22 protein-coding genes are annotated in these 24291 nt (G+C 67.5%); 15 read left to right on the forward strand and 7 right to left on the reverse strand.

The features are described from left to right. Positions 1-23 precede the first annotated feature (23 nt). The gene (gene yghU, locus ACZ5BM_RS16460; RefSeq protein WP_498909223.1) at positions 24-890 is read left to right on the forward strand and encodes a thiol:disulfide oxidoreductase; all 867 of its coding nucleotides are present in this window, start codon (positions 24-26) and stop codon (positions 888-890) included. A gap of 24 nt (positions 891-914) precedes the next feature. Here yghU and ACZ5BM_RS16465 read toward each other — a convergent pair whose 3' ends face one another. The 3 genes from ACZ5BM_RS16465 to ACZ5BM_RS16475 form a co-directional block, all read right to left on the reverse strand. Further along, positions 915-1601, reverse strand: coding sequence for a hypothetical protein (locus ACZ5BM_RS16465; RefSeq protein WP_498909224.1), 687 nt, complete (start codon positions 1599-1601; stop codon positions 915-917). Then, on the reverse strand, positions 1598-3661 hold the full coding sequence (locus ACZ5BM_RS16470) for a phosphocholine-specific phospholipase C (RefSeq protein ID WP_498909225.1): 2064 nt from the start codon (positions 3659-3661) through the stop codon (positions 1598-1600). Before ACZ5BM_RS16470 ends, ACZ5BM_RS16465 begins: the two co-directional genes overlap by 4 nt. A gap of 111 nt (positions 3662-3772) precedes the next feature. Next, positions 3773-5743: a M61 family metallopeptidase gene (locus ACZ5BM_RS16475; protein WP_498909226.1), complete on the reverse strand. Its 1971-nt coding sequence runs from the start codon at positions 5741-5743 to the stop codon at positions 3773-3775. Between the two features lie 39 nt (positions 5744-5782). Between ACZ5BM_RS16475 and ACZ5BM_RS16480 the strand changes: the two genes are divergently transcribed. The 3 genes from ACZ5BM_RS16480 to ACZ5BM_RS16490 are packed head-to-tail and all read left to right on the forward strand — an operon-like array spanning position 5783 to position 8633. Continuing rightward, complete coding sequence (locus tag ACZ5BM_RS16480; protein ID WP_498909227.1) at positions 5783-6571, forward strand: hypothetical protein; 789 nt, start codon at positions 5783-5785, stop codon at positions 6569-6571. Continuing rightward, a complete protein-coding gene (locus ACZ5BM_RS16485) occupies positions 6568-7875 on the forward strand; it encodes a P-loop NTPase and SpoVK domain-containing protein (protein ID WP_498909228.1) in 1308 nt (435 codons plus the stop codon). The genes ACZ5BM_RS16480 and ACZ5BM_RS16485 overlap by 4 nt, the downstream gene beginning before the upstream one ends. Positions 7876-7922: 47 nt before the next feature. Next, complete coding sequence (locus ACZ5BM_RS16490; protein ID WP_498909229.1) at positions 7923-8633, forward strand: hypothetical protein; 711 nt, start codon at positions 7923-7925, stop codon at positions 8631-8633. 21 nt (positions 8634-8654) lie between these two features. Here the strand turns inward: ACZ5BM_RS16490 and ACZ5BM_RS16495 are convergent, their stop codons facing one another. The 3 genes from ACZ5BM_RS16495 to ACZ5BM_RS16505 form a co-directional block, all read right to left on the reverse strand. Next, the gene (locus tag ACZ5BM_RS16495) at positions 8655-9437 is read right to left on the reverse strand and encodes an exodeoxyribonuclease III (RefSeq protein ID WP_498909230.1); all 783 of its coding nucleotides are present in this window, start codon (positions 9435-9437) and stop codon (positions 8655-8657) included. A gap of 1 nt (position 9438) precedes the next feature. Next, entirely contained in the window at positions 9439-9831 is a 393-nt protein-coding gene (locus ACZ5BM_RS16500; protein ID WP_498911690.1) for a HesB/IscA family protein, read from the reverse strand. A gap of 65 nt (positions 9832-9896) precedes the next feature. Beyond that, positions 9897-10217 carry a DMT family transporter gene (locus tag ACZ5BM_RS16505; protein WP_498909231.1) on the reverse strand — a complete coding sequence of 107 codons (321 nt, stop codon included), beginning with the start codon at positions 10215-10217 and terminating at the stop codon, positions 9897-9899. Between the two features lie 218 nt (positions 10218-10435). Here ACZ5BM_RS16505 and argS point away from each other — a divergent pair, with 218 nt between their 5' ends. From argS to ACZ5BM_RS16560, 11 genes are all read left to right on the forward strand, one after another. Continuing rightward, entirely contained in the window at positions 10436-12238 is a 1803-nt protein-coding gene (gene argS, locus ACZ5BM_RS16510) for an arginine--tRNA ligase (RefSeq protein ID WP_498909233.1), read from the forward strand. Between the two features lie 37 nt (positions 12239-12275). Next, entirely contained in the window at positions 12276-13133 is an 858-nt protein-coding gene (locus tag ACZ5BM_RS16515; protein WP_498909234.1) for an SPOR domain-containing protein, read from the forward strand. Then, positions 13133-14131 (forward strand): glycoside hydrolase family 3 protein, encoded by a 999-nt coding sequence (gene nagZ, locus ACZ5BM_RS16520; protein WP_498909235.1) that lies wholly within the window; start codon positions 13133-13135, stop codon positions 14129-14131. The genes ACZ5BM_RS16515 and nagZ overlap by 1 nt, the downstream gene beginning before the upstream one ends. Further along, positions 14125-14955, forward strand: coding sequence for a segregation and condensation protein A (locus ACZ5BM_RS16525; protein WP_498909236.1), 831 nt, complete (start codon positions 14125-14127; stop codon positions 14953-14955). The genes nagZ and ACZ5BM_RS16525 overlap by 7 nt, the downstream gene beginning before the upstream one ends. Then, complete coding sequence (scpB, locus tag ACZ5BM_RS16530) at positions 14952-15560, forward strand: SMC-Scp complex subunit ScpB (RefSeq protein ID WP_498909237.1); 609 nt, start codon at positions 14952-14954, stop codon at positions 15558-15560. The genes ACZ5BM_RS16525 and scpB overlap by 4 nt, the downstream gene beginning before the upstream one ends. A gap of 76 nt (positions 15561-15636) precedes the next feature. After that, positions 15637-16203: a Sec-independent protein translocase protein TatB gene (tatB, locus tag ACZ5BM_RS16535; protein WP_498909238.1), complete on the forward strand. Its 567-nt coding sequence runs from the start codon at positions 15637-15639 to the stop codon at positions 16201-16203. Positions 16204-16273: 70 nt separating this feature from the next. After that, on the forward strand, positions 16274-17035 hold the full coding sequence (gene tatC / locus ACZ5BM_RS16540; RefSeq protein ID WP_498911692.1) for a twin-arginine translocase subunit TatC: 762 nt from the start codon (positions 16274-16276) through the stop codon (positions 17033-17035). Continuing rightward, on the forward strand, positions 17035-18315 hold the full coding sequence (serS, locus tag ACZ5BM_RS16545) for a serine--tRNA ligase (RefSeq protein WP_498909239.1): 1281 nt from the start codon (positions 17035-17037) through the stop codon (positions 18313-18315). Before tatC ends, serS begins: the two co-directional genes overlap by 1 nt. 68 nt (positions 18316-18383) lie before the next feature. Next, complete coding sequence (locus ACZ5BM_RS16550; protein WP_498909240.1) at positions 18384-20312, forward strand: glycosyltransferase; 1929 nt, start codon at positions 18384-18386, stop codon at positions 20310-20312. A 42-nt stretch (positions 20313-20354) separates the two neighbouring features. Next, positions 20355-21833 carry a glycosyltransferase family protein gene (locus tag ACZ5BM_RS16555; protein ID WP_498909241.1) on the forward strand — a complete coding sequence of 493 codons (1479 nt, stop codon included), beginning with the start codon at positions 20355-20357 and terminating at the stop codon, positions 21831-21833. Further along, the gene (locus ACZ5BM_RS16560) at positions 21830-23383 is read left to right on the forward strand and encodes a glycosyltransferase family 4 protein (protein ID WP_498909242.1); all 1554 of its coding nucleotides are present in this window, start codon (positions 21830-21832) and stop codon (positions 23381-23383) included. The genes ACZ5BM_RS16555 and ACZ5BM_RS16560 overlap by 4 nt, the downstream gene beginning before the upstream one ends. Here the strand turns inward: ACZ5BM_RS16560 and ACZ5BM_RS16565 are convergent. Further along, on the reverse strand, positions 23380-24228 hold the full coding sequence (locus ACZ5BM_RS16565) for an ATP-binding protein (protein WP_498909243.1): 849 nt from the start codon (positions 24226-24228) through the stop codon (positions 23380-23382). The two genes, ACZ5BM_RS16560 and ACZ5BM_RS16565, sit on opposite strands and share 4 nt — an antisense overlap. Positions 24229-24291: the final 63 nt, after the last annotated feature.

The following is a 24291-nucleotide window of genomic DNA, read 5'->3' on the forward strand; positions in this document are numbered from 1 at the left end:
GTTCGCAACAGGAGAACCGGTCGATGAGCGATCCGAAGCCGTACGAACCGCCGCGCGTCTGGGCTTGGAACAAGAGCAATGGCGGCGCCTTCGCCTCCACCAACCGGCCCATTGCCGGCGCGACGCACGAGAAGGCGTTGCCGGTGGGACGGCATCCGTTCCAGCTTTATTCGCTGGCGACGCCGAACGGACAAAAGGCCAGCATCATGCTGGAAGAATTGCTGGAGGCGGGACACGCAGGCGCGGAATACGATGCGTGGCTGATCCGCATCGGCGATGGCGATCAGTTCGGCAGCGGGTTCACCGCGCTCAATCCGAACTCGAAGATCCCGGCGCTGGAAGACAGGAGTGGCGAAACGCCGATCCGGGTGTTCGAGTCCGGTGCGATCCTGCTGCATCTGGCGGAGAAATTCGGCGCGTTCCTGCCGAAGGATGCGGCCGGACGCGCGGAAACGTTGTCCTGGCTGTTCTGGCAGATGGGCAGCGCGCCGTTCGTCGGCGGCGGGTTCGGACATTTCTTCGCGTATGCACCGGAGAAGATCGAATACGCCATCGACCGCTACACGATGGAAACGAAGCGTCTGCTCGACGTGCTGGATCGGCGTCTCGGCGAAACACGTTTCCTGGCCGGCGACGATTACACCATTGCCGATATCGCCTCGTTTCCCTGGTTCGGCAGTCTGGTGAAAGGCTGGGCCTACAACGCCGCCGAATTCCTCCAGGCGTCGGAGTATCGCAATGTCGTCCGCTGGGCGGATGAGATCGCGGCGCGCCCTGCCGTGAAGCGTGGCCGTATGGTGAACCGGGTCAGCGGCGACCCGTCCGAGCAGTTGCACGAGCGGCATGATGCCAGCGATTTCGAGACGAAAACGCAGGACAAGATCGGCTGAATCCTGTCAGCCGCGCTCGCGCCGTCAGGTCGGAGCGAGCGCGGGTTCGGTTTTCCGCAGTGTCAGACAGACGATGAACAGAAGGGCGATCGCGGCACTGCTGCCATCCAGCCCTAATCCGCTGCGGTCGGCCAGGCAGTCGGCAATGCTGGTGCCGGCCGTGCGCACCAGCAGCACCAGAGGCCAGTAGAGTGCAGCCGAGGTCCGGTTCGTCCCGACGGTTCCTGCAAAACCGATTGCGGTCGCGATCGCCAACATGCCTGATCCCAACGGCAATCCTGCCCAACCGGACGCGTCGTCGCCCAGAACCGTGCCGAGCGTGCCGGCCAGGAACAGGGCGAGCCAGAACCGTGCATCCGTTCGCAGCGGCGTCGCGCGCCAGCCGGCTGCGAGCAGCCCGGCCGCGAGTAGCGCGATCAGCGGCGCCTGCGAGAGGTGCAGATCATGCGTGAGCAGGTCTGCGATGTTGGTGGCCACTGTGCGCAGCAGCACCACGGACATCCAGAAGAACGCACCCGTGGCGACCGCGCTGCGACGATGCAGTGCGATCGTCGCCGCCAGCACCATCGCCAGCGGTCCGACCCCGAGCCAATGGCCCATATGCAGATCATGGGCGACCTGATCGCCGAGATCGGCGCCGAGCAGGCTGGCGAGGCAGAGCGCGATCCAGTAGCGCGTGCCGGCCACCTGCATGGGCGCGAACGGCCTCACGCTTTCTGGCCGATCCTGGGATCGGTCACGCTGTCGCAGCCTGTTTCGACATGGCCGGCGACCTGGACCTTGAAGGTCGGGTCGGCGGGGATTGTCAGCGTGACGTCGTACCAGCCGAACGTATCCGCGGCTGGTACGGGAACGCGGATCGCGTGGTCGGGCGCCACCACGACCGGCACGGTCAGCCCGGTATAGGCGTCGTGTAGATGCACGATCGCACCGCGGCCGCCGTGATCGGCGAGTTCGAGCGACACCGACCGTGTTTCGGCATGTTCGGTGGCGCGGACGGAGAGCGGGTTGCCGCCGGCGATGCCGGCGAAGGCACGAAGGAACCCGTTGGGACCGTAGACGGAGAATTCGAACGGGCTCTGATGGATGGTCCAGCGATCCGACAACTCGCGTCCCGGCGACACGGTGAAGAAGCGCGGGCCTTGCGTCGGATCGGCGGAGCGAACCTGAAACACGGCGGTCTGATCGCCGTGATTGGCGAAACGCAGGGTCACGTCGCCTGCACCGATCCGGGCCTCGGCGTCCAGCCGGTAGGGCAGGGCACGGGCGCGTCGCAGGCCGTGTTCCTGCTTCGGCATCGTGCCCGAAACCGGCGGAACCGGCTTGTAGTCGGGGTGACGCGTGGCGGTCGGCGGCTTGTAGCCGGCCGTGCTCGGCAGCTTGCCGATATGCGCGTTCGGATTGCGGAAATCGAACGCCGAGGTGAGGTCGCCGCAGACCGCACGACGCCAGGGGGTGATGTTCGGCTCGCTCAGGCCGGGATGGGTGTCGGCGAAACGCTGCTCGATGAAACGGATGATGGAGGTGTGGTCGAAGACCTGGCTGTTCACCCAGCCGCCGCGGCTCCAGGGCGAGACCACCAGCATCGGAACGCGCACGCCGAGCCCGTACGGTCCGGCAACGCTCTTGCCGGCGCCTGCGAAGATCTCGTTCTCCGTGCTGACGGTGGAAGCGCCCGTATCCGGGCCGTGCGGCACGGTGGGCGACACGACATGGTCGAAGAAACCGTCATTCTCGTCGTAGGTGATGAAGAGCGCCGTCTTGCTCCACACCTCCGGCCTGGCGGTGAGGATGTCGAGCACCTGGGCGATGAACCATGCGCCGTAATTGGCGGGCCAATTGGGGTGTTCCGTGTAGGCCTCCGGCGCCACGATCCAGCTCACGGCTGGCAGAGTGCCGTTGTCCACATCGGCTTGCAGCAGGGCGAAAGGCGACTGGCCCTCGGAAATCTTCGTGCCGGTGCGGGCCCTTTCGGCCAGAGGCGAATTGTCCGGTGCGTTCTGGTATTGGGTGAAATAGAGCAGCGAGTTGTCGCCGTAATTGCCGATATAGGCGTCCTGGGTCCAGCCCCACGAGCCGGCCTTGGTCAGGCCCGTGCCTGTGTCCTGATAGAGTTTCCAGTCGATGCCCTGCTGCTGCAGACGCTCCGGGAAGGTCGTCCAGCTATAGCCCGCCTCAGCATTGTCGATGACGGGACCGCCACCTTTGCCATCGTTCCCCACCCAGCCGGTCCACATGTAGTAGCGGTTCGGGTCGGTCGGGCCGAGCAGAGAGCAGTGATAGGCGTCGCAGATGGTGAAGGCGTCGGCCAGCGCATAATGAAACGGGATATCCGAGCGCTGGAGATGGGCCATGGTGGTGGTGCCTTTGGCGGCCACCCATCCGTCCCAGCGTCCGCCATCGGCGGCCGCGTGGGTGGTGTCCCAGTCATGCGGCAGATCTTCGATGAATTGCAGGCCGAGATCCGGCACCTCGGGATGGAACGGCAGCAGCGTGCCGGTGCCGTGCGGCTGCTGCCAGACCGGCGCGCCATTCGGCAGACGCACCGCGCGCGGGTCGTCGAAGCCGCGGACGCCGGACAGCGTACCGTAATAGTGATCGAAGGAACGGTTTTCCTGCATCAGCACGACGATGTGCTCGATGTCGCGGATGGTGCCGGTGCGGTGATGCGCCGGTATCGCCAGGGCGCGTTCGATGCTGCCTTGCAGGGCGGTGGCCGCCGTGCCTGCACCCAACATCGCCAGGAATGATCTGCGATTCGTCGTGCTCACCGTTTCAGCCGCTTTCCTTCCGCGCGGCCGTTGTGGCCGCGCGGTCTTCCTAGACGCTTCCGTCGCCCGCTTCGGTTAAAGCTTGACGACGTTTCGCATCTACAACGAATCTCAGGGCTTCGGCGCGATGATCTTCTCGAGCGAAGCGTCCTTGCCCGCGTTGCGCACCAGATGCGGGTAGCGCAACCCCTGATGGTAATCGAGGCGCACGGTGCGGTAGCGATTGCTTGCCAGCACCAGCAATTCGATCGGCGCTTTGTCGGTCTTCGCCGCGGTGATCGCCTGATTCAGCAACTCCGCGTCGTATTTCAGCCCGTTCACCGCGACGATCTGCGCGCCGACGACGATTCCGGCACCGAAGGCCGGGCTGTTCCAGATGCAGTTCCGCACCGCGCCCGTCTTGGTCAAAGCGAGGCCGAGCGAATAGTTGAAATCGTCGACGCTCCTGATCGCGTCTTCGCTCTTGACGAAGCTGTTGGGCTTGTCGGTGTAGACCAGCTTGTAGCCGCCTCGCTCCAGACCGTCCAACGGCGCATCCGGCCCGGTGGCGTAGAGCTTCTTCTTCAGGAACGATGCCCAGTCGAACGGCGCGACGCCGTTCAGCGCCTGCACGATATCGTCGAACGTATAGGTCTTGGTGATGGCGCTGCCGTTGTCCATGCTGAAGAAGGCGCGCGCGAAATCGTCGAGCGACTTCGTTCCGTGCGTCATCTCGCGCAATCTGGTGTCGATGTCGAGCCAGACCAGAGCGCCTTCTTCGTAGTAATCCTCCGAGCGCAGCCAGGAACGCCAGGGGATCGGACGACGCGTGGCGCTGATCGGATCGTTGGTGGTGTCTTCCAGGTTGCGCCAGGACCGGCCGACGCCGTTGCTGTAGGCCGCAGCCGTCATCGCCAGGCTTTCCAGCGCGTCCTGCTTCGACCACAGCCCGGAGCGTGCGGCGAGAATCTTGCCCCAGTACTGGGTCTGGCCTTCATAGACCCAGAGCAGCGAGTCACGCTCTGGAACGTTGAAGTTGGGCTGCCACAGATCGGCCGGGCGGCGGAACTTTCCGTTCCAGCTATGGGTGTATTCATGCGGGAGCAGATCGCGATCGGCCTGATCGTCGCTCCAACCGGTGAAATAGTTTCGGCCGACACCGTTCTCGGACGAGGAATGATGCTCGAGGCCGATGCCACCCAACTCGTCCGACAACGACAAGAGGAAATCGTAGTGCGGGTAGTGGTGCGACGCGAACAGCTTGTTCGCCTGCACCACAAGACGGCGATGCGCGGCGAGCTGGTCCGGGGTGATGGCGAGATCGGCCGGCGTATCGCCGACGATGTCGAGATGCACCGGCACCGGACCGCCTGGCGACAGATCCTCCTGGCGCGTGTAGCGCCCGGCCAGGACCGGGTCGTCGACCAGCGTGTTCAGTGGGGTGGTCTTGTAATGGATCGTGCTGCCGTCCTGGCTCGCCACATCCATCGCAGAGAAAGCGCGCCAGCCATCGGGATAGCGGACGGTGGTGTCGAACGGGATGTCGCGCGAGAAATACCCTGCCGGATACAGCAGGATGTTGTTCCATTGCAGGCTGAGCATGGACGGCGTCATCACCACCCGGCCCTGTTTCGGCTCCGTGGGCGAGAGATACTGGAAGTCGAGCTGGATCTCCCTGGCGCCGTCCGGCACGGGAACGTGGAACGCATAGACGTCCACGGGATCGCGCGTCCAGTTCAGCACCGTGTCGCCGGAGCGGATCACGAGGCTGCCCAGCTTGTCGAGATCGCCTGTGGGCGAATGGTCGCCTGGCAGCCATTTCGGGAATAGCAGCACGTGGTCGCCGGCTCCGCTGACCGGGATCGTCTCGTGCGCGGTGAAGATGTGCCGGTCGAGATCGGTGGCGTCGATATGCAGCGTGATGGTGCCCGGATAGGGCTGGTCGCGCGGTGGTGCGATCGGGGGCACCTCGGGGGCCGGCATTGGTTGCGGCTGCGTGTCCGCATGCGCGGCCAACGGCGCGAAGGCGGTGGCCAGGGCCAGGACCGAACAGCGCGACAGAACCGAAAGGCGTCGCCGTGATGGGGCAGGGGAGGAAGACAAGAGGCGGACGCTCCGGGAGATTGCTGCAACAAAAAGCCATTGCCGGCGGCCGGGTGCAACCGCCGTTTTGGCGATGATCGTGCCGGCGGCCTGGACGGTCGAGCGGCGAGCGACATTACGCAGACCGGTTCCAGCCCGACACCGCTGTTACGAAACATGGCCAAAAAGACACGCGACGATGGTTGCGGCGCGGCGCCAGCTCGGCTCTGCTGCATTGCAATGGAAAGGCTGAGCCCCGTCCCCGATACCGAACCGGTTCCTGCGGGCTCCGCTGGCGGCAGCAGGCTGCGTGGTTCGTTGTACACGGTGCTCGCGGTCGCTCTGGTCGCGGGTGCGGTGGTCCGGTTCAACGGGCCGATCGCCTCCGTGGTGCCGTTCGTGGCGCCGCTGGCCGCATCTTCTGCGAATGCCTCGACGGACAAGCCGGCCGGGCTGCTCGATCTGCAGGTCCTGCCGGACTCGGCGGAGCCCGCCGCGGTGGCGGCGATCGGCCTGTCGTCCGGAGAAGCCCAACAATTGCAGGCGGCGCTCAAGGATCGTCGTGTCCGCCTCGCGCAGCTGCCGCTCTTCGACGCAGGCGGCCCGACGGCTCAGGGCGGTGATGCCGGCCGTTCCGTTCTGGTGCGGACGGCCGGATTCTCCCGCGTCGTGAGGCTCGGACGGGAACCGGTCGTGGTGACGCTACCGATCGACCGTGCCGGCAAGATCGAATTTTCCAGTGCCGCCCCCGGACCGGTGCAGATCGGCGCCATCACGGTCCAGGGACCGACCCGCTTGCCGCAGATCGCCGCCGGCGATGTGCTTGATGTGGGGGTTGCCGTCGAATGAAGGGGCTTTTGCCGGCCGCCACGCGGCTGATGCCACTGATGATGCTGGCATTCTTCACGCTGGCGACGGTGCAGATCCTGTCGCAGATGCATGTCTCGCCGAGCCATGCCTTGTTCTGGTGCCTGGGTGTTTTGCAACGTGGCGGCTGGGCGTTCGCCGGGCTCGGCGCCGTTTCCATGGTTCTCTGTTTAGCCGGGCTGGGTTACGAATGGCGTGCCGGCATTGCCGATCGCGCAGCGGCCAAGGCCGGGCGCGGGTTTCGGCTGCGTTCCAGAAAGCGGGGATGGATCATGGATGTTCTGGCCCGGCTGACCAATCGCGCGGCATTGGAAGAGATGCTGGCGCATCAGGACAAGGCGGTGGTGATCGATGCCGTCGCGCTGTCCGCGCAGCTTCGCGCCCAGGTGATCGGCCAGGATCAGGTCTGTGAGGACATGGCGCAGCAGCTCCGGCGACGGCTGGCGCTGCACGTGCGCGGCAAGCCGGTCGGCATCTTTCTGCTGGCGGGACCGCCAGGGACGGGAAAGACCTATCTCGCCAAATGTCTGGCGACGGCGCTCGGGCGCAAGCTGTTGCATTTCGATATGACGCAGATGAGTTCGCCGCATGCGGCGACGCAGTTGTTCGGCTCGCCGAAAGGCTATGTCGGCTCCGACAGCTACGGCAAGCTCACGGGCGGTTTGAAGGAAACGCCGGATGCCGTGGTGCTGCTGGACGAGATCGAGAAGGCGCATCCGGACGTCTTCAAGAAGTTCCTGAGCGCCTGGAACGACGGTCACGTCACCGAGGCGTCGGTCGGTGCGCAGATCGGCACGACGCGGGCGATCTTCGTGCTGACCTCCAATATCGCCACGGAGGCGCTGAGCGAGATCGCCGCGCGTCACGCCGACGATCCCGACACCATGCGTCAGCAGTCGGTCGAAGCGTTGCGCATGGCCGGGTTCGCCCCTGAGGTTCTGAACCGTCTCGACCGCATCTTCGTGTTCCGCCCACTGGCCGGGCTGGACGTGGCGCGTGTCGCGGCGCTCGAGATCGAGGCGATGATCGCGTCCTACGGTCTCGACATCGCCGCTGGCGGGATCGATCCGGCCTTGCTGTTCGACGTGATGCAGAAGCAGGACAGGCTCGGGCAAGGTGCCAGTGCGCGCGATCTGGTGCGGTCGATCGAGGAGATGGTCAGCGACGGCCTGATCGAGGCGCGGCAGCAGGGTGCGCATCGCGTCGCGCTGGAGAAGAGCGAGACCGGGATCCGCACGCGTGCGGTGGATCTGTCGGCGGATGGCCGCGAGGCATTACGGCCGTGAGTGCGGCCGGGCGTCTTTGGCGCCGCGCACCGGCCTGGCGTTTTTGTTTGATCTCGTCGCTGGGTTTGTTCGCGCTTGCCGCCATGTTTCCGCCGGAGCTGCCGCATTGGCGGGCTGTCACGCGGGACGGAGACGCTGCGCCGCATTTCCAATCCGAAACGACCGAGAAGGCGGCCAAGGGCATCGTTTCGATGCCGCCTCTGGGAGAAATCCGAACCGGGTCGATCCCGTTTGCCGGGCACAGCTTGCCGCTGCCGCAGGGCAACTGGCTGCAGGTTGCCTATGCCACGCTGCCGAACGGGTTGCAGCAGCAGATCCTGGCGCATGTGACCGAACACCGGCTCGACCAGATGATCCTGGCGACGGCGACGGGCGTGTTCGGCGGTCCTCCCGGTCCGGTCGGGGTGCCTCCGCAATGCGCCGATCCGAACCGGATCGACGGAGCGATCGTGCCGGAACTACCCGATCAAAGCCCATTGCAGCATGAATGCTGGGCGCTCGTCCCGGCCGACATGCAGAAGCTGGCCGGGCGAGGGAGCGACTCTCCATGGCCACGCGCGCTCGATCGGCTGGGCGATAGCGGGATTTCTATACCCGACAAGATGCTTGCGGCGCAGTTCGTCCGTTCGACTGATCGGGGCTGGCAGATCACGATCGTCCTGCTGCCCACGGCCTCGATGGCAGGTGCTGCGCGAACGGCGTGGGCAACGCGGTACATGGCCGAACTGCACAAGGGCTTCGACGCGCAGCCTCGCTGATGCCACGACGAAGGGCCAACGCTACTCCGCCAACTCCACCACCAGCGGCACGTGATCAGACGGCTGCGGCTTGTCCCGCTCCATCCGGTCCGGCACGGCGCTGACCAGCCGTTCGGCGATGCGGGGCGACAGCATGGCGTGGTCGATGCGCAGACCGCGATCGCGCGGCCAGCAGCCGGCCTGATAATCCCAGAACGTGTAGACGGCGCCATGCGGCGTGAGGGCGCGCACGGCGTCGGTGAGACCCAGCCATTGCAGGGCACGGAAGCGCTCGCGCGTTTCCACCCGCACGAGGGCGTCGTCGGCGGAAAGCGCGCCGGCGGCGAAATCCTCGTCCGTGGGGGCGACGTTGTAGTCGCCGGCCAGAACGAAATCCGTGTCCGAATCCAGCATGTCGCGCGCATGGGCGATCAGTGCGTCCATCCAGCGCAGCTTCGCGGCATAGCCGTCCGCGCCGCCGGAATTGCCGTTGGGGAGGTAGAGATTGCCGAACACGATGCCGCCGGTCTCGATCTCGACATAGCGGGCCTGATGCTCGCCGCCTTCCGGCGCTTCGAGACCGGGAAGGTGGCGGTGACGCACGGCGACGGGCGAGCGCGACAGGATCGCGACGCCGTTATAGCTCTTCTGTCCGACGACGACGCTGTCGTAGCCAGCATCGCGAAACGCGTCGGCGGGGAACTGCGCCGTTTCGCATTTGATTTCCTGCAGCAACAGAAGGTCGGGGCTGTTCCGGGACAGCCAGTCCGTCACGAGGCCCTGGCGCTGCCGGACCGAGTTGACGTTCCAGGTCGCGAACCGCACCTCAGTCGATCGAGAACGAGGTGCCGCAACCGCAGGACGAGGTCGCGTTCGGGTTGCGGACGGTGAAATGCGCGCCCATCAGCGCGTCCGAGAAATGCAGCTCGGCGCCGCCGAGAAGATCGAGGCTGGTTTCGTCCACCACCACGCGGGCGCCGTTGGCGTCGATCACCCGGTCGTCCTCGTTCACCGCGTCGTCGAGCTTGAAGCTGTACTGGAAGCCGCTGCATCCGCCGGCCAGAACCGCGACGCGCAGCATGCGATAGCCGGGTCCGGTGCTGCCGGGCTGGGCGGAAACGATCTCGCCGATCCGCTCCGCCGCCCGGTCCGAGACCGTGAACGGGATGGCGGGCGAGGAGGCCGCCTGGGCGACCGGATCGGCGTGCTGCGTGTCCATGGGCGAAGACATAGCATCTCGTATCCGGACTTGAAGGGTCCGCATCGACGTTTGTACCGCGACCGTCATGTATCTGGAGACAGTTTCATCAAAATGAGACCGCCGAGGATCAGGGCGGCCGCCAGAATCCGTGCCGGGGTCGCGGCCTCGCCGAACACGACGATGCCGACCGCGAACGCGCCCAGGGCGCCAATTCCGGTCCAGGCCGAATAGGCGGTGCCGAGCGGCAGGGTGCGCATGGCCCAGGCCAGAAGAACGATGCTGCCGGCCATCGCGACGACCATCACGACCAGGGCGCGTGGGTCGGCGAAGCCGCGCGCCTGTTTCATCGCGGCCGCCCAGACCACTTCCAGCAGACCGGCGGCGATGATGGCGATCCAGGCCATGGGCAGGCTCCTTTCGAGCGCTGCCGGGCCGTCCCGGTCTTGAAACCCCCCTGCTGTGCGGGGCGCGGGAACGTCGTCGCCGCTCCCCGAAAATGGCCCGGTCGCGCTGCCGGTTCAAGCGCGCCGTCGCCGCGCGGAGCCGGAACGGTTGACGCGGAGGCGGCCGACGCGCTGAAACCCCGGCCTGAGCTCCGGCTCGCACAAGGAACCAGAGGCAGATGGCCGAGAACCTGTTCGCTACCACCCGCAACCATGTCGTCGAAGCGCTGCGGCAGATCGTGCCCGACCTGCCCGATGCCGTGTTGTCGCGAATCGAGGTGACGCCGACCCGCGATCCGAGCCATGGCGACATGGCCACCAACGCCGCCCTGCTGGCCGCCAAGCCGGCGCGCCGCAAGCCGGCCGAGATCGCTGCCGCCCTGTCCGAGGCGTTGGCGGGAGTGGACGGGATCGAGAGCGCCGTGGCGGCCGGGCCGGGCTTCGTGAACATCACCCTGTCCGCCGACTCGCTGCGCGCCGTTCTGCCGGCGGTTCTTCAGGAAGGCATTGCCTTCGGCGACGGCACGGTGGGCGAGGGCACGCGGATCAACGTGGAATACGTGTCCGCCAACCCGACCGGGCCGATGCATGTGGGGCATTGCCGCGGCGCCGTGGTGGGCGATGCGCTCGCCAACCTGCTGACCAAGGCCGGCTTCGCGGTCACCAAGGAATACTACGTCAACGATGCCGGCGCGCAGGTGCTGGCTTTGGCCTGGGTGGTCTATTGGCGCTACCTCGAGGCGCTCGGCACGGCCATGCCGGAAGCCGAGTTCGAGACGCTGGTGCCGGGCGGCGCGCTGCAATATCGCGGCGAATACCTGATCCCGGTGGGCGTGGCGCTGGCGGAGCAGCATGGCGGCGCCCTGGCCGATGCCGGGAAGCGCCCGCTGCCGACCGAGCAATGGCTCGACACGGTGCGCGATTTCTCGCTCGACTGGATGCTGCGCGCGATCCGCGAGGATCTTGCCCTGCTCGGGGTCCGGCACGACGTGTTCACCTCCGAGCGCGAGATCCTCCAGCGCGGCGTGGCGGACGAGGCGATCGGCCGTCTGGATGCGGCCGGGCTGCTCTACGAAGGCGTGCTGGAGCCGCCCAAGGGCAAGATGACCGCCGATTGGGAAGCGCGTCCGCAGACCCTGTTCCGCGCCACCCAGTTCGGCGACGACGTGGACCGGCCTTTGCGCAAGGCGGACGGCGCCAACACCTATTTCGCCAACGACATCGGCTATCACGGCGACAAGATCGCCCGTGGCGCCGACGTCCTGGTGGACGTGCTGGGCGCGGACCATGGCGGCTACGTGTCGCGGATGCGCTCGGCCGTGGCGGCGATCGCGCCCTCCTATTCCGACCGACCGGTCGCGTTCGAGGCGGTGATCTGCCAGATCGTGCATGTTCTGAAGGACGGCCAGCCCGTGCGCATGAGCAAGCGCGCCGGCACCTTCGTCACCTTGCGCGATCTTCTGGACGAGGTGGGCCGGGACGCGGTGCGCTTCACCATGCTGACCCGCAAGCCGGACGCGCAGATGGAGTTCGATCTCGATCTGGCGGTGGCGCAGACGCGCGACAACCCGGTGTTCTATGTGCAGTACGCCCATGCCCGCTGCCGCTCGGTTCTGCGCGCGGCGGCCGAGACCGGCGCGTTCGGTTCCGTGGATGCGGCGACGCTGGCCGCCGTGCCGCTTTCCAGCCTGCAGGCGGAGCCGGAGCTGGCGCTGGTGCGTCGCATCGCCAACTGGCCGCGCGTGATCGAGGGCGCGGCGCTGGCGCGCGAGCCGCATCGTGTTGCGTTCTATCTCAACGATCTGGCCGGCGATTTTCATGCGCTCTGGAACCGTGGACGCGATGATGCGACCCTGCGCTTCCTGCAGGATGCCGAGCCGGATGCGACTCGCGCGCGTCTGGCCCTGGTGGAGGCCACCGCCACGGTGATCCGCTCCGGCCTGGCCGTTCTGGGCGTGGAGCCGGTGGAAGAGATGCGCTGAGGCGCGGCCGGATCGTTCCCCGGCGCAAGGAGGCGTGATGAGCCAGGACCGTGATCTGGTGGAAGAGGAGCGTCAGGCCCGCCTGGCCGCGAGCGCCGAGGATCGGCCGCGCCCGTCCGGCGGCGGTCAGCGCGGCATGGATTCCGGCACCAAGAAGCTGGCCATCGTCGCAGGCGGGCTCGGCGGCGTTCTGGTGCTGATGGTCGGCGGCTGGAGCCTGCTCGGCCATCACCAGGGCGGTATCCCGATCCTGGCGCCCCCGTCCGGCCCGGTGCGGGTGAAGCCGCTCGATCCTGGCGGCATGCAGTTGATGGGTCCGCAGGTTTCGACCACGGCCGACAACGGCAAGCAGATCCTGGCGCCCGGACCCGAGGAAGCGGCTCCGCAGGCGCTGCAGGCCGAGGTCGACCGGGCGCGTCAGGCCGACAGCCCGCCGCCTGCGCCGAAGCCTTCCGCAGTAACGCCTCCCGCAGTACCGCCGCCCGCCGTGGCCGCGCCCAGCGTGCCGGCTCCTGCGGCGACCTCGGCGGCGGTTCCGGCACCCGCCCCTGCCGCGCGGGACGACAACGCATCGGCGATGCCTGCGCCGTCCCAGGCGGCGCCTGCCGATCGGAATCCTGCGCCTTCCTCCGACCAGGGCGCGACCGGTGGCCGCTACGCGGTTCAACTGGCGGCGCTGGACAGCGACGCCGCCGCCCGCAGCGAGTGGTCGCGGCTGTCGCGTCGCGCGCCGTCCCTGTTCTCCGGCCACAAGCCGGTGATCGCGACCACCACCCACGACGGCAAGCAGTTCTTCCGTCTGCGCACGGCCGGTTTCGCCAGCATTGCGGAGGCCACCAGCTTTTGTCAGCAGGCCAAGCAGAGCGGGATCGCCTGCACCCTGGCCGATTTCTGATGACGTCCCGGCGCGCCGCCATCGTCGGCCTGTCCGGCCCGGCTTTGCTGCCGGCGGAGCGCGATCTGCTGCGCGAGATGCCGCCGCTCGGCGTGATCCTGTTCAAGCGCAACGTGGAAACGCCGGACCAGCTCGCCGCCCTGATCGCCGCGCTGCGCGAAACGGTGCCGGGGTTGCTCGTTTGCGTGGATCAGGAGGGCGGCCGTGTCGCCCGTCTGCGCCCGCCGCATTGGCAGGCGCATCCGCCCGCCGCCGCCGTCGGCGCGGTCTATGCCTGTGACCCGCAATCCGGTCTGCGCGCCGCCTTCCTGTGCGGCGCGCTGATCGGCCTGCAATGCGCCGGGGCCTGGTTCGATCTGGTCTGCGCCCCGGTGCTCGATCTGCATGTGCCCGGCGCCGATGCGGTGATCGGCGATCGCGCCTTTTCCGCCGATCCCGATTCCGTCGCGGTGCTCGGCGCGGCCTTCGCCGACGGTCTGCTGGCGGCGGGGATCCAGCCGGTCGGCAAGCACGCGCCCGGCCATGGACGCTCGCTGGTGGACAGCCATCTGGCCCTGCCGGAACTGGACGGGCTGGACGAGAACGACCTGCTGCCGTTCCGCGCCAATCGCGACCTGCCCTGGATGATGACCGCGCATATCCGCTACCGCGCGCTCGATCCGAACCAGCCCGCTACCCTGTCGCGCACGGTGATCGAGGGCGTTCTCCGGCGCGAGCTGGGCTTCACCGGGCTGATCGTGTCCGACGATCTGTCCATGCACGCGGTGAGCGGCGAGCCCGGCGCCCTGGCCGCGGCGGCGCTCGCGGCCGGCTGCGACGTGGCGCTGCACTGTTCCGGCGTGCTGGCGGAAACCCGCTCCGTGCTGGCCGCCTCGCCAGCGCCGGACGCAGCCGTGCGCGCGCGTCTCGATGCGGCGTCAACGCTCGCGGCCACGCGCAAACAGTCGCTCGACCGTGATGCGCTCGCCGCCGAACGGGCATCCTTGCTGCCATGGTGACCGCGCCGCCGGCGGAAGGTCCCGCGCCGGTCGTGCCGACGGAGCCGGTCTCGGTGGCGCCGATGCTCCAGCTCGACGGGTTCGAAGGGCCGCTCGATCTGCTGCTCGATCTGGCCCGCTCGCAGAAGGTCGATCTGGCGCGCATCTCCATCCTGACCCTGGTGGAGCAGTATCTCGCGGTGGTGCGAAGCGCACCGGTGGGGCTGGAGCTGGCGGCGGACTGGCTGGTGATGGCGGCCTGGCTCGCCTGGCTGAAATCGCGCCTGCTGCTGCCGGACGATCCCGCCGCGGCGGAGGAAGGCGAGATCGCCGCCGAGGCGTTGCAGGAACGGCTGCTGGAACTGGCCCGGATCGGCGAAGCGGCGCGCTGGCTGGACCGACGCCCGCAACTCGGACGCGACGTGTTCTCGCGCGGGGCCGCCGAACAGCTGCGCGAGATCGACCGCAGCGGCCTGTCTCTCGACATGGGGCAGTTGCTCGCCGCCTACATGGCCGCCTGTCGCCGCACCGCGCGTCGCGGCGTGTACCGTCCGCGTCCGCCCTCGTTCTGGACCGTGCAGGATGCGCTGGAAAGGTTGCGGCAACTCGTGGGCGACGTTGCGGCGGACTGGTGCACCCTGGAGCGGTTCCTGCCGAGCCCGTCCGAGACGCCGGCGAACCCGCATGGCGATCCGAGCTGGCCGCGTCGCGCGGCTTTGGCCGGCACGCTGATCGCCGGGCTGGAAATGGCCAAGAGCGGGGCGATCGAGCTGAAGCAGGAGGAAGCGTTCGGGCCGGTGATGCTGCGCCTGAGCGCGGCCGTGCCGGAGGCGGAAGCGGCATGAGTGACGACGCGGAGAACCGGGTCCGGCTGGTGGAGGCGCTGGTGTTCGCCGCCGCCGAGCCGGTGCGCGAGGCGGCGGTGGCCGATCTGCTCCAGGCCCGGCTGGGCGAGGGGGAGGAGGTCGATGTGCGCGCCGTCCTGCTGGCGGTGCAGGCGCGTTATGCCGGGCGCGGCGTCGAGCTGGTGGAGGTGGGCGGCGGCTGGCAGTTCCGCACCGCGCCCGATCTGGCGCCGGCCCTGACCACGGTGCTGGAACGGCCGCGCCGCCTGCCGCGCGTGGCGATGGAAACGCTGGCGATCGTCGCCTATCACCAGCCCTGCACGCGCACCGAGATCGAGGCGATCCGCGGCGTGTCGCTCGGCCAGCAGACCCTCGACCAGCTCCTGGAAACCGGGCTGATCGTGCCGCGCGGACGCAAGGAAGTGCCGGGGCGGCCGGTGCTCTGGGGCACCTCGCCCGCCTTCCTGCAACGCTTCGGCCTCAACCATCTGCGTGACCTTCCACGCCGCGAGGAGCTGCTGGTGGAGCTTCCCGGTGCCGTCGCCGCCGCCCCGTCCGCGCCCGGCGAGGACGCGGAACCGGCGGACGCGGCGCGAGATGGCTGAGCGTCTGCGCGCGTGCTAGGGGATCGCATCGAAGGCTCGGCTGCGGTCCGGGGCGGTTGTCGAGGCGCTGGAAGCAATGTTTGGGCTGGATCTTTCCGAGTTCGCTCTGATCGGCATCGTGGCGCTTCTGTTCATCGGCCCCAAGGACATGCCGGTGGCGATCCGCACCGTCACCAACATGATCAAGAAGGGCCGGAAGCTCGCGCAGGAATTCCAGGGCCATGTGGACGAGATGATCCGCGAGGCCGATCTGGGCGAGGCGCGCGACCAGTTCCGCCAGCTCCGCTCGCTCAACGTGCGCGGCCAGGTGATGCGCGCGCTGGATTCCGACGGCAGCATCCGCCGCACCTTCCAGGACGATCCGTTCAAGACGAAGACGGTCGAGACCTCCGCTGCGCCGGCCGTTCTGCCCGAGCCGGTGACGGTGGACGAGCGCCCGCAACTCGGCACCTCGGCGGCCGCCTTCAACGATTTCGCGGCCGACACGCCGGACCCTTCGGAAGCGGCCGATCCGGCGCCTTCCATCCTGCCACCGACGCTGGCACGGCGTCTGCGCGCGGAAAGGGCCAAGCCGACGGCGCCCCGCTTCGTGCCGCCGCACGCGGCGGGCGGCCTGCCGCCCTCGGCGCGCCGTCCGCACTGAGCGCCCCCGTGCCCACAAGAACAGAACCGGGACGAGACTCGTGAGTGCCGACCAGATCGACGACAAGCCGATGCCGCTGCTCGATCACCTGATCGAACTGAGACGGCGCCTGATCTGGTCCATGGTCGCCTTCGCGATCTCGTTCGCGATCTGCTACCATTTCTCCGGACGGATCTACCTGTTCCTGGCCCAGCCTCTCGCCCACATCATGGCCGAGAAGGGCGAGCAGCCGCATCTGATCTATACCGCGCTCTACGAGGCGTTCTTCACCTACGTTAAGGTCGCCTTCTTCGGCGCGACCTTCCTGAGCTTTCCGGTGATGGCGAGCCAGGCCTGGATCTTCATCGCGCCGGGCCTCTACCGCAGCGAGAAGCGCGCCTTCGCGCCGTTCCTCATCGCCACCCCGATCCTGTTCCTAGCCGGCGCCGCGCTCGCCTATTATTTCGTCTTCCCGTTCGCCTGGAAGTTCTTTCTGTCGTTCCAGACCGGCAACGGACCCGACCAGCTGCAGATCCAGCTCCAGGCCAAGGTCAGCGAATATCTGGCGCTGGTCACCAAGCTGATCCTGGCCTTCGGCATCGCCTTCGAGTTGCCGGTGGTACTGACGCTGTGCGCCAAGGTGGGGCTGGTGAACTCGGCCACCTTGAAGCGCCTTCGCCGTTACGCCTATGTCGGCGCGTTCGTCGCGGCGGCGATCCTGACCCCGCCCGACGTGATCACCCAGACCGGTCTCGCCGTGCCCCTGATCGGGCTCTACGAGATCTCCATCATCTGCGCCCGCCTCGTGGAGCCGAAACAGGCGCGAGAGGCGCCGACCGAACAGGACAGCTGATGCACGACCTGCGCGCCCTTCGCGCCGATCCCGACGCCTTCGATGCCGATCTCGCCCGCCGCGGCCTGCCGCCGGTGGCGCAGTCGCTGGTGTCGATCGACGAGGGGCGGCGCGCGTCGCTGACCCGGCTGCAGGAGCTGCAATCCCGGCGCAACGCCATCTCCAAGGAGATCGGGCAGGCGAAGCGCAGCGGCGCCGACACCAGCGCGCTGGAAGCGGAATCCGTGGCGTCCCAGGCCGAAATGGCGGCGCTGGACGCCGAGGCGAAATCCGCCGACGAGCGTATCCAGGCCATTCTGGCCGAGCTGCCGAACCGGCTCGACGACGGCGTGCCCGCAGGCGCCGACGAGACCGCCAACGTTGTGGTGCACGAGCGCGGCGAACGCCGGAACTTCGCGTTCCAGCCCAAGGAGCACTGGGAGCTGGGCGAGGCGCTCGGGCTGATGGATTTCGCCGCCGCCAGCAAGCTCTCCGGCAGCCGCTTCGTGGTGCTGCGCGGCGCGCTGGCGCGTCTGGAGCGTGCGATCGGCCAGTTCATGCTCGACCTGCACGTGACCGAGCACGGCTACGAGGAAACCGCCGTGCCGCTGCTGGTGGGCGAGGCGGCGATGTACGGCACCGACAAGCTGCCGAAATTCGCCGATCAGAGCTTCTGCACCACCGACGGGCGCTGGCTGATCCCCACCGCCGAAGTGCCGCTCACAGCACTCGCGGCAGGCGAGATCGTCCCTGCGGCGACGCTGCCGATCCGGCTCACTGCGCTGTCGGCCTGCTTCCGCAGCGAGGCCGGCGCGGCCGGGCGAGACACCCGCGGCATGCTGCGCCAGCACCAGTTCATGAAGGTGGAGATGGTGTCGGTGGTGGCGCCGGAAAGCAGCGCCGACGAGCACGAGCGCATGACCCGCGCGGCGGAGACGGTGCTGGAGCGGCTGGGCATCCCCTATCGCCGTATGCTGCTCTGCGCGGGTGATACCGGCTTCGGCGCCGCGCGCACCTACGATCTGGAAGCCTGGCTGCCGGGGCAGGGTGCCTGGCGAGAGATCTCGTCTTGTTCCAACACGCGCGATTTCCAGGCACGCCGGATGAACGCGCGCTTCCGCCGCGAGCCGGTGGCCGGCGCCAAGGCGAGCACCGAGTTCCTCCACACGCTGAACGGCTCCGGCGTCGCCGTCGGGCGCGCCCTGATCGCGGTGATGGAGAACAACCAGAACGAGGATGGCTCGATCAGCATCCCCACTGTTCTTCAGCCTTACATGGGCGGGATCGATCGTATCTGTTGACTAACAAAGCGATAGTGTCGCTGCGTGACGGGTGCTAGAAGCACCTGTCGCGCAGCACTCAGGAGGCGATGTTGGGAGCCCAGGCCGCTTTCGGGAGCTTCCGTGTCGCTGCCGGCCTCCGCCGCGATGGCGGCGCGTCGTCGCCGGTTCTGCCGTCGCAGCCGGTCGTTCCGACCGCGTTTTCGCCGGATCCGGATCGGCGCCGTCTCGACGACGTCGCCAGATTGTATCGGCTGGTTCTGCAAACCGTGCCGGATCGGCCTGGTCTTCGTCATCATGCCGATCTTCTTGCCCATGGCAGCACCCTGGCAGAACTGGCCGCATCGCTTCTGGCCGTTTCCGACGCGGTGCTCGACGATCGATGCGCCACGGCCCGTATCTTCTGGCAACGCGCCGGTGGCGGACCGGACGGATTTCCGGCGGCGTGGCGGCATGCCGCCGGGCTCGCGGATTTCGTCGCCGATCTGGTGCGTCGGCCCCCGCGTCGCGACGAGATCCTGTCGGCGCTGTTTCCCGAAGGCATCGATCCGCTCGATGACGATGCGGGACCGGGCTGGGGCTATCGTCTCTGGGCGGCGGAGATCGACGCCGCCCTGTTTCGGGTGGCCGATTGGTCTGCGTCGCTGTTGCGCATGTTCGGGATGCGCGTGGTCCTGACGCTTCGGATGGATGCGTGTACCGACCCGGCGTTGCTCGACGCAACGTTGTCTGCGCTGCGCGATCAGCGTTACGGCCGCTGGAGGCTGCATCTTCTGGGATCCTGTCCGGAAGGCTGGAGGCCGCCGGTGGATCCGCGCATCGTGCGGACGCATGCGACGCCGCGCGCGGGCCGGTGGCGCGGCGTTCTCCACGGTTCGGTTCGGCCGGGCGACGTGCTGTCTCCGTTCGCCTTGTCCACCGTGGCTCTGGCCGCGCTGCGTCGTCCACGGACGGCATCGTGGCGTACGGATGAGGATCGGATCGACGGGAGCGGCGTGCGTTCTGTGCCGTTCCTGGAACGGTCCGCCGGCCTCGTGTTGCGTCGCGGAAAAACCGGTCTGACGCAGCGTTCCCGTCATCTTCCCTGGCCGCTGCTGCATCGTTTCGATGCGTCTCCGCCGATGGACGTGTTCGCCGAAGACGCCTTCGTGGCAACGAGTGTTTCCGTGGTGATCGCGACGCGTGACCAGCCGCATCTGCTGCGACGCTGCGTGGAGAGTATCCGGCTCACCACGGCCGCCTATGCCGGCGGCGAGGTGGAGATCGTTCTGGTCGATAACGGCACCAAGAATGCCGAAGCGCTGGCCTTGCTGGAACGCTATCGCCAGGAGGGATGCACGGTGATCCGACATCCCGGCGCCTTCAACTGGTCGGCTCTGTGCAATGACGGCGCACGGCATGCACGCGGTGCGACACTGGTGTTCCTGAACAACGATATAGAATGTTTCCGCGACGATTGGCTGCAGCGTTTGGTTTGTGCGCTGCAACAGCGAAATATCGGCGCCGCGGGGGCGAAACTGCTGTTCGCCGATGGCCGAGTTCAACATAACGGCGTTGTGATCGGACGCGGTCTGACGGCGTCGCACAGGCTCGATGGCGGCCCCGAACCGACTCCGTTCCACCGGCGTGTTTCCGCCGTGACGGGCGCCTGTCTCGCCGTGCGCAGTGATCTGTTCACGTCGTTCGGCGGGTTCGACGAGACCCTGCCGGTGACCTGGAACGATCTCGATTTCTGTCTTAGATTACGTAGGGGAAAACTGGATATCGTCGTCGCCGCGTCCTGCGTTCTGCGTCATGACGAGATGGGAACACGCACGCCCGATCATGCCCCGGAAAACACCGCGCAACTCGCCCGGAGCCTTCGCATCGTCCGACGCCGGCACGGACGATTTCTGCGCACCGACCGGTTTCTACACCCATTCCTGCTGGCTGCTGGCGGCACGACGCGGCTCGATCCGGCCGCTCCGGGCCGCGTCGCGGGTCTGGTCGTCGCCGGTGGTCTTACATTGACGTCATGACCTCGTCATATTTCCTGTCCCGATGGGCAGGAGAGGGTATTCATGGCATCGGCTGAGCGGACCGTCTGGATCGATGTCGACGATTTGTTCCATTACGTCGCGCACAACGCCCGACTGAGCGGCATTCAGCGTCTGACATACGAGTTGTATTCCGCGATCGAGCAGCAGGCCGGATCCTTCGGCCTTCGCTCCGCGTATCTGCGAATCGACCCGGCCCTGGACGAATTCGTCGTCGTCGACTGGCAGGACGTGCGCCGCCTGTGCCACGGCCTCACCACCGACAATCCGTTGCCGGATCATGCGCATCCATCGCCGTCCGCGAGCGGCGCGCGCGATGGCGTCTTGGCGCGGGCTCGCGCGTTCAGCCGTCACGCCGCGCTTTACGTGAACCATCGCCTTCCCGAAACGGCGCGCGAACCATTCGCGCGCTTCCGCACCCTGCAACTCGAAGCGCTTCGATCCCTGGCGCAGCTGCGACGCGCGGGTGTTGGAACGGTCAGGCACGCAGCCAGTCAGATCGCCAGGCGGGCCGACGTGCCGACACGGCTGCTCGACGTGGCCCAGCCGGGCGATTGGCTGCTGTCGCTCGGCGCACCCTGGCATCGCGTCGATTACGGCAGGCTGGTGGAATGCGCGCGGCGCGAGGCGGGCTTGCACACCGGGCTGCTGCTCTACGATCTGATCCCTCTTCTCAGGCCGGAATGGTGTCACCGTTCGCTGGTCGAGACGTTCGGAGCGTGGTTGAACGGGATCCTGCCGCAATGCGACGCCTTGTTTGCGATTTCCGACGCCACGGCCAGGGATGTTTCCAGCCTGCTGCGCGCGCGGGGACGGGCCGATCCGGTCGTGACGATGCCGGTCGGCACGGGTTTCCCGGCCTCCAAGGCGGCGACGGCGCAGGTGCTGGAGCCGGTTCCCGACCATGCCGTGCCGAAGCCCGGCAGCTACGTCCTGTTCGTCAGCACGATCGAGGCGCGCAAGAACCATGCGCTGATGTTCCAGGTCTGGCGACGGCTGGCCGAGATCATGCCGCCGGAGCAATTGCCGACCCTGGTGTTCGCCGGGCGGATCGGTTGGCTGGTGTCGGATCTGATGACGCAGATCGCCAACACCAATTACTGCGACGGCAAACTTCAGATCATCGAGGATCCGTCCGATGCGGTTCTGATGCGGCTCTATGAAGGATGCCTGTTCACGGTGCTGCCATCCTTGTTCGAGGGCTGGGGCCTTCCGGTCACGGAAAGCCTGTCATTCGGCAAACCCTGCGTTACCTCCGACAACACATCGCTGCCCGAAGCTGGCGCCGGTTTGACCCGCATGCTCGATCCGTATGATCTCAACGACGCCACCCGCGTGATCCACGAAATTCTGTCCGATCGCGATGCACTCGCGGACTGGCAGGAGCAGGTGCGGAACAATTTCGTGCCCGTACCCTGGACGCGGTCCGCCGATGCGATCCTGGGCAGGCTGTCGGCCGAGGCTGTCGACCTCGCGCCTGTTCTCGCCGGAAGCGCGGCATGAGCCGGCCGGATGCTCCGCTGGTGCGCGAAGCGGCGCGGATCTGGTTCGACGTTGAGGATCTGATCGATTTCGCCGAGCATCATGCCCGGCCGACTGGAATCCAGCGCGTCTGCTATGAGGTGTATCGCGCGGTCTGGGCCGATCCGTCCCTGCGCAATCGGATCGGGTTCGTCCGTCATGCGAGCGGGCACGAGCGCGGCTTCGTGGAAGCCGATTGGGTCGAATTGTCTGCCCGTTTCCAGAGCATCACCGATCGCCGGACGGATCTGCTGGGACAGCAGCCAGAGCCCCGACCCGTCGCGTCGGCGGCGGTGGCACCTGCGGTGCCGGAGCGGAAGCGTGCCGGATTTGCGCGACGGGTTCTGCGCCGTTTCAGGTCGGTGGTGCCGGAGCGGATCGCACGTCCCGGTTTCCTGTTCGCGGTGATGCAGGTGCAGGCCGGCGCGGCGCTCGGTTGTACAGTGCAGCGGACCGTGCGGCATCGTCTGCACGGCGGCGCCGTCTGGTCGCTCGACCGATTGCGTCGTGGCAGCGCACTGGTGTTCGAGCGGGATACCCCACCGCCCTTGCTCGAAGCCCTGCCTCCGGCCAAACCGCGCCGCCTGGCCGAGATCGCGCAGCGCGGCGACGTGCTTGTGGTGCTCGGTTCGCCCTGGTTCGAACAGGAATACGCCGAAATGGCGGGTCATGCGCGCGGCCGGCTCGGCTTGCGCCTGGCTGTGCTGGTGCACGACGTGATCCCGGTACGACGTCCGGAATGGGTCGATCGCGGCACGGTCAGGGTGTATCGCAACTGGTATCGTACCGTTCTGCCGCTGGCGGATCTGGTGCTGGGCAATTCGCAGGCGACGGCATCGGATACCGAGAACTGGTGTGCGCGCGATTCGATCCCGCTGGTCGGTCCGGTCCGAGTTCTGCCGGTCGGGACCGGGTTCGGGGCCGTGTCGGCGCGGGGCGGTGCGCCTGCGCCGCTGCCGGAATCGCTTCTCGTTCGGCTGGGCAGACGTCCTTACGTGCTGTTCGTGGGCACCATCGAGGCGCGCAAGAACCATCTGCTGTTGTTCCGGGCGTGGCGCCGTTTGATGGACGAGATGGGGCCGGAGCAGGTCCCCGATCTGGTGTTCGCCGGCAAGGTCGGCTGGCTGGTGAACGACCTGATGAACCAGATCGAGAACAGCCGGAACCTGGATGGCAAGCTGCATGTGATCCAGGGGCTCGACGACGCGTCGCTGCACGCGCTCTACGACAACTGCCTGTTCACCGTGTTCCCGTCCTTCTACGAAGGCTGGGGTCTGCCGGTCAGCGAAAGCCTGGCCGCAGGCGCGCCCTGCATCTGCTCCAACACGACGTCGCTGCCGGAAGCAGGCGGCACGCTGGCGCGCTATTTCGATCCGTTCGATCTGGACGATGCGGTGTCGGTGATCGGCAACGCGATCCGTGATCCGCATGGTCTGGCGGACTGGCGGGCGCGGGTGCGGCGCGAGTTCGTCCCGGTGGGCTGGGATCGTACCGCTGCCGCCCTGTGCGACGCCGTGGACGCGCTGGCTTAACGGGCGAGGCGCCCGGTCAGGTCCTCGATGAACTGGAAGGCGACCCGGCCGGACCGGGCGCCGCGCGTCACCGACCAGAGCAGTGCCTCGGCCCGCAGCGTTTCCGGGGCGATATCGAGGCCGCGCGCGGCGGCGTAGCGCTCGATCATGGCCAGATAGGTGGCCTGATCGATCGAATGGAAGCCGAGCCAGAGACCGAACCGGTCGGACAGAGAGATCTTTTCCTCCACCGCTTCGCCGGGGTTGATGGCGGTGCCGCTCTCGTTCTCCACCATGTCGCGCGGCATCAGATGGCGGCGATTGGAGGTGGCGTAGAACAGCACGTTCTCCGGCCGGCCGCGTATGCCGCCATCCAGCACCGATTTCAGCGCCTTGTAGTCGGCATCCTCCCGTTCGAACGACAGATCGTCGCAGAACAGCACGATCCGTCGGTCCTGCGTACGCAGATGGTCCAGCAGGACGGGCAGGGTGGAGAGATCGTCGCGCTGGATCTCGATCAGCGCCAGCGTTTCGCCGCTCGCCAGCACGTGGCCGTGCACCGCCTTCACCAGGGAGGATTTGCCGGTGCCGCGCGCGCCCCACAGCATGGCGTTGTTGGCCGGCAGACCGCGCGCGAAACGCTCGGTGTTGGCGAGCAGGATGCCCGCCTGCTGGTCGATCCCGGCCAGCATGGACAGGGGCACGGCGGCGACGGTCGGCACGGGGTCGAGGCGGCCGGCACGCGGGTTCCAGACGAAGGCGTCGGCGCCCTCCAGGCTCGGCGTCGCCGGCGGCGGCGACAGGCGCTCCAGCGCTGCGGCGATCCGGGCGAGAGCGACGGCGAGGCCGGGTTCGGATGCGTTCATGAGGGCCTCGTATCCTTCCGGTTTCCTTGACGAACGGGCGCCGAAAACTATGGTCCTGCCCGA

This window comes from Lichenicola sp. GTC18331, from assembly GCF_055386855.1.

What these genes read in the sequence shown, in the direction of transcription:
- yghU (WP_498909223.1), top strand. Translation starts at nt 24, where the DNA reads ATGAGCGATCCGAAGCCGTACGAACCGCCGCGCGTCTGGGCTTGGAAC.
- ACZ5BM_RS16485 (WP_498909228.1), top strand. Translation starts at nt 6,568, where the DNA reads ATGAAGGGGCTTTTGCCGGCCGCCACGCGGCTGATGCCACTGATGATG.
- ACZ5BM_RS16500 (WP_498911690.1), bottom strand. Translation starts at nt 9,831, where the DNA reads ATGGACACGCAGCACGCCGATCCGGTCGCCCAGGCGGCCTCCTCGCCC.
- ACZ5BM_RS16505 (WP_498909231.1), bottom strand. Translation starts at nt 10,217, where the DNA reads ATGGCCTGGATCGCCATCATCGCCGCCGGTCTGCTGGAAGTGGTCTGG.
- argS (WP_498909233.1), top strand. Translation starts at nt 10,436, where the DNA reads ATGGCCGAGAACCTGTTCGCTACCACCCGCAACCATGTCGTCGAAGCG.
- ACZ5BM_RS16515 (WP_498909234.1), top strand. Translation starts at nt 12,276, where the DNA reads ATGAGCCAGGACCGTGATCTGGTGGAAGAGGAGCGTCAGGCCCGCCTG.
- nagZ (WP_498909235.1), top strand. Translation starts at nt 13,133, where the DNA reads ATGACGTCCCGGCGCGCCGCCATCGTCGGCCTGTCCGGCCCGGCTTTG.
- ACZ5BM_RS16525 (WP_498909236.1), top strand. Translation starts at nt 14,125, where the DNA reads ATGGTGACCGCGCCGCCGGCGGAAGGTCCCGCGCCGGTCGTGCCGACG.
- scpB (WP_498909237.1), top strand. Translation starts at nt 14,952, where the DNA reads ATGAGTGACGACGCGGAGAACCGGGTCCGGCTGGTGGAGGCGCTGGTG.
- tatB (WP_498909238.1), top strand. Translation starts at nt 15,637, where the DNA reads ATGTTTGGGCTGGATCTTTCCGAGTTCGCTCTGATCGGCATCGTGGCG.
- tatC (WP_498911692.1), top strand. Translation starts at nt 16,274, where the DNA reads ATGCCGCTGCTCGATCACCTGATCGAACTGAGACGGCGCCTGATCTGG.
- serS (WP_498909239.1), top strand. Translation starts at nt 17,035, where the DNA reads ATGCACGACCTGCGCGCCCTTCGCGCCGATCCCGACGCCTTCGATGCC.
- ACZ5BM_RS16550 (WP_498909240.1), top strand. Translation starts at nt 18,384, where the DNA reads ATGTTGGGAGCCCAGGCCGCTTTCGGGAGCTTCCGTGTCGCTGCCGGC.
- ACZ5BM_RS16555 (WP_498909241.1), top strand. Translation starts at nt 20,355, where the DNA reads ATGGCATCGGCTGAGCGGACCGTCTGGATCGATGTCGACGATTTGTTC.
- ACZ5BM_RS16560 (WP_498909242.1), top strand. Translation starts at nt 21,830, where the DNA reads ATGAGCCGGCCGGATGCTCCGCTGGTGCGCGAAGCGGCGCGGATCTGG.
- ACZ5BM_RS16565 (WP_498909243.1), bottom strand. Translation starts at nt 24,228, where the DNA reads ATGAACGCATCCGAACCCGGCCTCGCCGTCGCTCTCGCCCGGATCGCC.